Source organism: Desulfococcus sp. (assembly GCF_050178255.1).
Classification (GTDB): Bacteria; Desulfobacterota; Desulfobacteria; order Desulfobacterales; family Desulfococcaceae; genus Desulfococcus; species Desulfococcus multivorans.
In genome coordinates this window covers 1-9,133 of the sequence record NZ_JBFXGG010000114.1, presented here as the reverse complement: position 1 = coordinate 9,133, position 9,133 = coordinate 1, and the positions used below count along the sequence as shown (strand labels likewise).

General features: G+C 53.7%; 6 protein-coding genes and 1 pseudogene. All 7 read left to right on the top strand.

Going from position 1 to position 9,133, the window contains the following annotated elements; translation table 11 throughout:
- Window positions 1-518 precede the first annotated feature (518 nt).
- Complete coding sequence (gene dnaK / locus AB7S84_RS14705; RefSeq protein ID WP_428155359.1) at window positions 519-2,423, top strand: molecular chaperone DnaK; 1,905 nt, start codon at window positions 519-521, stop codon at window positions 2,421-2,423.
- Window positions 2,424-2,579: 156 nt separating this feature from the next.
- Entirely contained in the window at window positions 2,580-3,557 is a 978-nt protein-coding gene (locus AB7S84_RS14700; RefSeq protein WP_428155357.1) for a DnaJ C-terminal domain-containing protein, read from the top strand.
- 61 nt (window positions 3,558-3,618) lie between these two features.
- Entirely contained in the window at window positions 3,619-3,948 is a 330-nt protein-coding gene (locus tag AB7S84_RS14695) for a chaperone modulator CbpM (protein ID WP_428155355.1), read from the top strand.
- A gap of 128 nt (window positions 3,949-4,076) precedes the next feature.
- Window positions 4,077-4,961 carry a universal stress protein gene (locus tag AB7S84_RS14690; protein ID WP_428155353.1) on the top strand — a complete coding sequence of 295 codons (885 nt, stop codon included), beginning with the start codon at window positions 4,077-4,079 and terminating at the stop codon, window positions 4,959-4,961.
- 61 nt (window positions 4,962-5,022) lie between these two features.
- Window positions 5,023-5,532, top strand: a pseudogene (locus AB7S84_RS14685) (acetyl-CoA hydrolase); the annotation flags it as partial.
- A 234-nt stretch (window positions 5,533-5,766) separates the two neighbouring features.
- Complete coding sequence (locus AB7S84_RS14680) at window positions 5,767-6,927, top strand: GNAT family N-acetyltransferase (RefSeq protein WP_428155360.1); 1,161 nt, start codon at window positions 5,767-5,769, stop codon at window positions 6,925-6,927.
- Between the two features lie 18 nt (window positions 6,928-6,945).
- On the top strand, window positions 6,946-9,133 hold a 2,188-nt coding region (locus AB7S84_RS14675; protein ID WP_428155351.1), incomplete at its 3' end, for an AAA family ATPase.

Genomic DNA, 9,133 nt, shown 5'->3' with positions numbered 1-9,133 from the left:
AATGCACGGCATATCGAATTATGGCGGGGTTAGCTGCCCAGAAAGGAGGCTGGCATTACTCTTACATGTATACAACTAACCAATTTAACTGCAATTAGAAATTACCGCGTTAGATCCACACCCAAATAATTTGATTTGCATAAAAAATAATGTAACAATATGGATTGTTACAATGTTTGTCAATTTCAATCTCACCTCCTGCTGTGGGCAGGCCCACCTTATCATATAGTGATAATTTGGAGGCTGCTCGCTTTACATGCGGCAACCGACTTCAAAAAAGGATATCCGATTCCTATGTTTATGATTTGCAGAATACAGCCTAATAAGCTGAAATTTATGTAAATTATCGGACTTTGGTATGCCTGCGACCTTTTTTGGGATTACGCACATGAAAAACAAGCGCCGAGACATTACAATACATTAAAACATTAAAAAAGTAATGTTAATAATAATTGACACGCATCGATCATGCCATATTTTTTATGAAAACACAACCAACCCGAAGGAGGGAACGAATCATGGCAAAAGCAATCGGAATAGACTTGGGAACGACCAATTCGGTTGTCGCGGTTTGGGAAGGCGACAAAGCAACGGTGATCCCCAACAGCGAGGGATCTCGCACCACACCGTCGGTGGTGGCATACACTGAAGACGGACAGCGACTCGCGGGCAAAATCGCTCAGCGTCAGGCTGTGATGAATCCGGATTCGACCATTTACTCGGCCAAGCGGTTTGTCGGCCGCAGGTGGGGCGAGGTGGATGAAGAATCCAAAATCGTATCCTATAAGGTGGTGAAAGACAGTAGCGATGCGGTCCGGTTCGACGTGCGCGGCAAAAAGATCGCCCCCGAGGAAGTTTCCGCCCAGGTGCTGCGCAAACTGGTAACCGACGCCTCCAGCCACCTGGGGGAGAAGGTCACCGAAGCGGTCATTACCGTCCCGGCCTACTTCAATGATGCCCAGCGCCAGGCCACCAAAACCGCTGGCGAAATCGCGGGGCTCAAGGTTTTGCGGATCATCAACGAGCCCACGGCAGCGGCGTTGGCCTACGGGCTCGAAAAAAAGAAAAATGAAACCGTGCTGGTATTCGACCTTGGCGGAGGCACCTTCGACGTGTCTATTCTGGATGTGGGTGACGGCGTGTGTGAGGTGCGGTCCACTTCCGGCGACACCCATCTGGGCGGCGATGACTTCGACAAGCGTATCGTGGACTGGGTGGCCGACGAGTTTAAAAAAGAGAGCGGTATTGACCTGCGCAGCGACCGGCAGGCCCTTCAACGGCTGTATGAGGCCGCGGAAAAGGCCAAGTGCGAGCTTTCCTCAGCGGTAGAGACGGAGATCAACCTGCCTTTTATCACCGCGGATGCGACAGGCCCCAAGCATCTAACCCAGAAGATCACACGAGCTAAATTCGAAAGCTTAATTCACGATCTGGTTCAACGATGCATGCAACCAATCGAACGCGCGTTGGCGGACGCCAAACTGACAGCCAATGACATCGACGAATTGATTCTGGTGGGCGGGTCCACCCGCGTGCCGGCGGTGCAGGAACTGGTCAAGAAGCTTACCGGTGGAAAGCAGCCCAACATGAGTGTGAACCCAGACGAGGTGGTTGCCGTTGGCGCCGCCATACAGGCTGCGGTCATCAAGGGAGAGATGGAGGATGTGGTTTTGCTGGATGTCACCCCCCTGTCCCTGGGTGTCGAGACCCTCGGCGGCGTGATGACCAAGTTGATTGATCGCAACACCACCATCCCCTGCCGGCGTGAAGAGGTTTTTTCCACCGCCGACGACAACCAGACCGCGGTGGATATCGTCGTCCTGCAAGGTGAACGGGAAATGGCGTCGGACAACCGCGTGCTGGGACGTTTCCGCCTGGAAGGCATCGCCCCTGCGCCGCGCGGCGTCGCCCAGATCAAAGTGTCCTTTGATATCGACGCTAACGGCATTCTCAATGTGACCGCCAAAGACGAAGCCACCGGCAAATCCCAGACCGTGACCATCACCGAATCCACCAATCTGGACAAAAATGAAGTGGAACGCATGGTCCGGGAGGCCGAACAAAATGCCGCTTCGGACAAACAGCGGCGTGAAACCATCGATGCCCGAAACAAAACCGACAGCCTGGCCGACCAGCTGGAGCGGTTACTGGCCGATTTGGGCGACAAGGTGCCGGTGCATGAAAGATCACGGTGCGAACAGCTTGTTGCCGACGCCAAGGAGGCGGTGAAAAATGAAAATACGGATAAGCAGCGTCACATCCAGATGGCCAGCGACCTGCAGCAGGCCCTGAGCATGGTCGGTACCGCGGCCTATCAACAGCAAGGCGGCGGCGCCGAACAGCCTTCGGGAGGCGGCGGCCGGGCCGACGGTGCAGGCAGCGATGATGACGTGGTGGATGCCGAATTCACCGAACGAAGCTGATCTTAAAGCCGGTTCGGCCGCCTCGCCAAGGGGCGGCCGGAATGGCTTATTGCCCGGCATCATCGTGAGGTAAACGTAGCCGCACTGCTTTGGTTCCATTCAGCGGCCGCTAACAGGAAACAAACATCAAGCAAACCCGAGGTGTAAAAGGGAACTATGGCCGTTCAATACAAAGACTACTATGAAATTCTGGGCGTTTCCCGCGACGCGTCCAAAAGCGAGATCCAACGCGCCTACCGCAAGCTGGCGCGTAAATTTCATCCGGATTTGAACAAGGAGGCCGGCTCCGAAGAAAAATTCAAGGAGATCAACGAGGCCTATGAGGTTCTCAAGGACCCGGCCAAGCGGGAAAAATACGACCAATTCGGCAGCAACTGGCAGCAGGGAGACAATTTTCAGCCGCCACCGGGTTGGCAACACCGGTCGAATTTCAGCCGGGGACAACAGGGCCCTGAGGAGACCTTTTACTGGAGTTCGGACGGCGGAGAGTACAGCGATTTTTTTGAAGCGCTTTTCGGCGGCCGTTTCCAAGAAAATGTTCAGGGCGCTCAAGGCGGCCGGCCCTTTTCCATCAATCGTCGCGGCAGCGACCACGAGGCGGTTTTGCGCATACCCCTTGAAGAGGCGTTTGGCGGCGGCACCAAAACCATCACCATGCAATCCAGCGGGCCGGGAATGGATGGAAGCCCTTCCAGCCGGGAAAAACGTTATGATGTGAAAATTCCGCCGGGAATCATGTCGGGGCAGAAAATCCGCCTTTCGGGCCAGGGCGGCAAGGGAAGCGGCAGCGGCGGCAGCGGCGACCTGTATTTGAAGGTTGAAATCGAACCGCACCCCAGGTTCCGTCTGGAAGGGCGCGATCTGTACACCGAACTGGCCATTACCCCATGGGAAGCGGCCTTGGGTGCGCAGATCGATGTTCAGACTCTGGATGAAACGGTTACCCTTAAGGTCCCTCCCGGTACCCAAAGCGGACAGAAACTAAGACTCCGCGCAAAGGGGATGCCGAATCCCAAGGGGCGGCGAGGCGATCTTTATGCGGTGATGAAAATCAAGGTTCCGAAAAAACTTTCCAAAAAGGAAAGACAACTTTTTGAAGAATTGAGCAAGGTATCATCCTTCAATCCGAGGTAGCGTTTGTTTGGGTATCCCCGGACAAAGATACAATTTAAGTTTCTAAGGAGTGCGAACGTCCATGAAAAGACAAGTGAATCTGCCGGTTTTAGTGAAACGTATCGAGCCAGATCGTCCTTATCTAAGAATCAGTGAGGTGGCCGTATGCTGCCGAATACATCCCGGTCTGGTACATCGATTTGTGCGCCTGGGGTTGGTTGATCCGATTGATACGCGCGAAACACCGGAACGATGGCTTTTTGAAAGCGAGGCTGTGCCATTGATCGCTAAAATCATCCGCCTGCGAAACGAACTTGGGATCAACTATTCTGGCGTCGGTGTTGTGCTTGATCTGTTGGAACGTATCAATACGCTGGAAGACCGTATCCGCGAGTTGGAACGGGGGCTGTAACCCGGCTGTATGACATGACGGTATTGGAACAACTTCTTTTCGACTCATGGGAATAGAATACTTTACAACGCAAAGCGGACGAAGGCTTGAGGTGAATGCCAACTGACAAATTCGAGAAGGATTCTAAAATGAAATTTGAAAAAATCCTTTTTCACACAAGATTCAGGGAATTGGCGCTGAATTCATTCAAGTCGATCCTTGAACTGGAAAATGCCGGACTTAAAAAGGTGGTCCTGGCCCATATTATTCCCAGGGAAGATTTCCTCGTGCCGTATGGCGGATACATGAAGGACAAGGAAGAGGAATTTGTCGAGCTGGCCAAAATCAGGTTCGAGGAATGGCGCCAAGCCGTTGCGGATCACCCCACTGAGATTGACTTTCGGGTCGAGGTTGGCAGCGTCAACGATAAAATACTCGAAATCGCCCAACAGGAAGATGTGGACCTGATTGTTGCCGGGCGTAAAAAGCGTACCCTGCTGGAAAAAATCTATGTGGGGTCGCATATCCTGGACCTGGTGCGGCGAAGTCCGAAACCTGTTTTGCTGAGCAAGTACATGGTGCAGTTCGAATGGGAAGGAGAGTCTTTGACCCGCACCAACGACAGGGTTTTCACCTGTCCGATGCTGGCAACCGATTGGTCGCAGCCGTCTGAAAATGCGCTTGATGCGCTTCTGGCAATGAAAGGGGTGACCCAAAGGGTAATTGTTGCGCACAATATTGACAGTAAGCTGACCAAAAATCGCAGCAAAATTGACATTCGCGCATTGGAGGAAGAAAGCCGAAAACGATTGGAAAAATACTGCGACACGTTGAAAAAACACGGCTTGTCCGCTGAACAACATTTGTCGTTTGGTCATACCGCCACAGAAATTATCCGACTGTCCCGTGAGCACAGGGCGACGATGATCATTTTAGGCCGGACAGGCAAAGATTGGTTCCAGGAGTACTGGTTTGGGGGCGTCTCCCATCGAGTGGCTGAAAATTCAGAGCTGCCGGTGATGTTGGTCCCATGATTCAAATTCAATCATAGCGGATGAAGAGCGGTTTTTTGTTAATGCACAGAGGGAATGAGGGATGCAAGGGTCGATGGAAACGAATATTCGGGAGTTAAAACAGCTTTGCCCCGAAAAATTGACAACTGCCGAATCAGCGATGGAAATGATCAAGAACGGCAGCCGTATTTTCATCGGTTCGGGCTGCGGTGAACCGCAACGTCTGATTCGGGCCATGGTGAACAACCGGCGCATCGAAGACGCCATGCTTTACCAGATGTATGCCTTTACGCTTGCGGATTATTTGGAGGATGCAGAGTTTTCAAGGCGGTTTTCCCTCAAGCTTTTCTTTGTCAGCGACTTGATGCGCCAGGCAGCCTTTGAAGGCAAAGTGGATTATATCCCGGCCTATCTTTCCGAAATCCCGCATTTATTTGATATCAAGCAGATCGGGCTGGAGGTTGCCTTGATTCAAATCAGTCCCCTTGACCGGTTCGGTTTCGGAAGTCTGGGTGTGTCCGTGGATGTCACCAAAGCGGCGATCGCAAATGCCGATTTGGTCATTGCCCAGGTAAACCCCCAAATGCCCTGCACGTGGGGGGACAGCTTTGTCCATGTCGATGAAATCGATTATCTGGTCCCCTGTGAGGAACCCTTGGTGGAATCGCTCCCCCGCAAGCCCGATGAAACCGTTGTTGAAAGAATCGGCCACTTCGTATCGGAACTGGTTGATGACGGAGCGACCCTGCAGGTCGGATTCGGACATTTGCCCTATTTCATCCTCCAGCATCTCGATGCCAGGAAAGACCTTGGCATCCATACCCAGGTGATCACGGATGCCTTTATTCCGCTGTTTGAAAAAGGGGTTGTAACAAATAAGAACAAGAGCTTTCTACCGGGCCGGGCGGTGGCCACGCTTTGCATGGGGACAAAAAAAATTTATGACTACATCGACAAAAATCCCAGATTTTATTTTCGGTCAGCCGATTTTGTAAACGACCCGCTTGTCATCGCGCGAAACGTCAAATTTATCTCCATCAGCTCTGCCCTCGAGGTGGATCTTTCCGGCCAAGTCTGTTCGGATTCCATCGACCAACTGTTTTACAGCGGGTCGGGTGACCAGGCCAATTTTATTCGCGGCGCGGCCATGTCCAAGGGCGGGTTTTCAATTATCGCCCTGCCCTCAACCGCAAAAGAAGAGAGCCAATCACGCATTGTGCCCTATCTCAGCAAGGGCGCGGGTACGTCGACCTTGAGAGCGGACGTGGATTTCATCGTAACCGAGTATGGCATCGCGCAACTTCGAGGTAAAAGCATTTTTCAAAGGGCCGTGGAGTTGACCCAGATCGCCCATCCCAAATTCAGGAACGGTCTCATCGAAACCGCTAAAAGGCACCATTTGGTATTTCCGGATCAGCTGCCGCCCCCCGCTATGGATTTGCTGTTCATCGAAAAATACAAAAGCCGGGTGAAGCTGAAAAGCGGCCAATCTCTTTCGGTTCGGCCTCTTCTACCATCCGATGAAATCGCATATCGCAACTTTTTTTACAAACTCAAGGAAGAGACCGTCTATTTGCGTTTCTTCAGCAAGATTAAAGTCTTTTCCCGTCAGATGGCGCAAGCCCACTGGGCGGAGCTGGATTACCGCAAAAACATCACTCTGGTTGGCCTTGTTCGCAACAAAGGAAACAAGGAAATCGTGGCCATCGGCACTTATATGGAATCCATGGAGAACCGGGCGGAAGTGGCCTTTGTGGTGCGGGAGGATTTCCAGGGGCAAGGCATCGCCTCATTTCTGCTGGGCGAATTGGAAAAAATTGCCATTGAGAACGGCTTTCAAGGATTTACAGCATACATCTTGGCCGACAACAAAGCCATGCTGCATGTTTTAAGCAAACGCTATCCAGATGCTAAAAAAAGCCACGAGAATGGAAGTGTTCTTCTGGTCATGGATTTTGGCAAGAGGAACCTTTCGAAACAGTTTTAATAATGGAGGAATGACACAATGGATTTGAATAAATTAACCGTAAAATGCCAACAGGCCCTTCAAGAGGCCCAGACCAAGGCCGTCAATTACGGTCACCAGGAGGTGGACGGCGAGCATTTGATGCTGGCCCTGGTGGAACAATCGGATGGCTTGGTGCCGAGGCTGTTGGAGCGCATGGAGGTTCCGGCAGACGCATTCAGGGAAAAACTCGTGCAAGCGCTCGAAAAAAAGCCGCGCATCAGCGGGCCGGGCACGGAGCCGGGCAAGGTGTATATCACCCAGCGGCTGAACAAGCTGCTGGTGCAAGCCCAGGCCGAAGCCAAGAAACTAAAGGACGAGTATGTCTCGGTCGAGCATATCCTGCTGGCCTTCATCGATGAAGGCGGTCAAACGCCGACGGGAGGCATTCTGCGTGAATTCAACATCACCCGCGATCTGCTGCTGCAAACCCTCACCGCCATCCGCGGACATCAGCGCGTGACCAGCGCCGACCCCGAGGGAACCTACGAGGCGCTGCAAAAATACGGCCGCGACCTGGTGGAAGAGGCCCGGTCCGGCAAACTCGATCCGGTCATCGGGCGCGACAACGAGATCCGGCGGGTGGTCCGGATTCTTTCGCGCAAAACCAAAAACAACCCGGTCCTGATCGGCGACCCCGGCGTGGGTAAAACCGCCATCGTCGAAGGGCTGGCCCACCGCATCGTGCGCCAGGACGTGCCCGAAGGGTTGAAAGACAAAACCATATTCGCCCTGGATATGGGGGCTTTGGTGGCCGGCGCCAAGTATCGCGGCGAGTTCGAGGAGCGCCTGAAGGCGGTCCTGCAGGAGGTTAAGGAATCCGACGGGAAAATTCTGCTTTTCATCGACGAGCTGCATACAATTGTGGGCGCCGGCAAGACCGAGGGCGCCATGGATGCCGGCAACATGCTCAAGCCCATGCTCGCCCGCGGTGAGCTGCACTGCATCGGCGCCACCACCCTGGACGAATACCGCAAGTACATTGAAAAAGACAAGGCCCTGGAGCGCCGTTTTCAACCGGTCGTGGTCGGCGAGCCTTCTGTTGAAGACACCATTTCGATTTTACGGGGACTCAAAGAACGCTACGAGGTTCACCACGGTGTAAAGATCCAGGACGGCGCCCTGGTCACGGCGGCCGTATTGTCGAACCGGTACGTCACCGACCGGTTTTTGCCGGACAAGGCCATCGACCTGATCGATGAAGCCTGCGCCATGATCCGCACTGAAATCGATTCCATGCCCACGGAGCTCGATGAGGTGTCGCGCCGGATCATGCAGCTGGAGATTGAAGAAGCGGCCTTGAAAAAAGAAAAAGACAAGGCAAGCAAGGAACGCTTGAAAAATCTCCAGAAAGAGCTGGCCGAGCTGCGAACCGAAGCCGACGCCAAGCGCGCCCAGTGGGAGGCGGAAAAACATGCCATTAAAAAGGTGCAGGCCATCCGTGAAGAGTTGGAAAAAATACGGCATGACATCGAAGTCGCCGAACGGGACTATGACCTGAATCGCGCGGCGGAATTGCGGCACGGCAAACTGCCTGAGCTTGAACGGCGATTAAAGAGCGAAGAAGAGATGCTGACCCGGAAGCAAACCGGTGAACGTCTGCTGCGCGAAGAGGTCACCGAAGACGAGATCGCCGAGATCATCTCCCGTTGGACCGGCATTCCCGTCACTCGCCTGATGGAAGGCGAACGCCAGAAAATTCTGCGGCTCGACGAGGTGCTGCACGAGCGCGTCATCGGCCAGGATGAAGCCGTCCAGCTGGTGGCCGACGCCGTTATCCGGGCCCGTTCCGGCATCAAGGACCCGCGGCGGCCCATCGGCACCTTTATTTTCCTCGGCCCCACGGGCGTCGGGAAAACGGAGCTGGCCAAAACGCTGGCCGAGGCGCTGTTCGATTCCGAGGAAAACATGGTGCGTATCGACATGAGCGAATACATGGAAAAGCACACGGTCGCCCGGCTGATCGGCGCCCCTCCCGGCTATGTCGGATTCGAGGAGGGCGGGCAGTTGACCGAAGCCGTGCGGCGCAAGCCTTACGCCGTCATTTTGTTCGACGAAATCGAAAAGGCCCATCACGATGTGTTCAACGTGCTGCTCCAGATTTTCGACGACGGCCGGCTGACCGACGGCCAGGGCCGAACCGTGGATTTCAAGAATACCGTCATCATCCTGACCAGCAATATCGGTT

What these genes read in the sequence shown, in the direction of transcription:
- dnaK (WP_428155359.1), top strand. Translation starts at nt 519, where the DNA reads ATGGCAAAAGCAATCGGAATAGACTTGGGAACGACCAATTCGGTTGTC.
- AB7S84_RS14700 (WP_428155357.1), top strand. Translation starts at nt 2,580, where the DNA reads ATGGCCGTTCAATACAAAGACTACTATGAAATTCTGGGCGTTTCCCGC.
- AB7S84_RS14695 (WP_428155355.1), top strand. Translation starts at nt 3,619, where the DNA reads ATGAAAAGACAAGTGAATCTGCCGGTTTTAGTGAAACGTATCGAGCCA.
- AB7S84_RS14690 (WP_428155353.1), top strand. Translation starts at nt 4,077, where the DNA reads ATGAAATTTGAAAAAATCCTTTTTCACACAAGATTCAGGGAATTGGCG.